The sequence below is a fragment of the Arthrobacter sp. 01N442 genome (assembly GCF_056399345.1).
Genome location: NZ_JBFTRD010000028.1, coordinates 1 through 332, shown reverse-complemented (window position 1 = coordinate 332; position 332 = coordinate 1). Strand labels below are relative to the sequence as shown.

Here is a 332-nt window from a genome sequence, read left to right as displayed (position 1 = left end):
ACGAGCCCGCCGATCGGGTCGCAGGTCAGGCCGAGGTTGTGTTCCATCGCGATCTCCGCGGCGTTTTCCACCTGCTGCGGAGTGCCGCCCATGACCTCGGCCAGGCCGGCGGCCGCCATTGACGACGCGGAGCCGACCTCGCCCTGGCAGCCGACCTCGGCGCCGGAAATCGAAGCCTGTTCCTTGTACAGCACCCCGATGGCTCCGGCGGCGAGCAGGAACTTGACCACGACGTCGTCGCGGTCCTCCTGGGTGGCCTGGTCCATGCCCGGGGCGAAGTGCAGCGCGTAGTAGAGCACGGCCGGGATGATCCCGGCGGCGCCGTTGGTCGG

Annotated in this window: 1 protein-coding gene; it reads right to left on the bottom strand. The window is 70.2% G+C overall.

The window, feature by feature from the left end; genetic code table 11:
- The coding region (locus AC1DNC_RS16825; protein WP_476863663.1) for an L-serine ammonia-lyase, iron-sulfur-dependent, subunit alpha at positions 1-332 on the bottom strand (332 nt) is incomplete at both ends.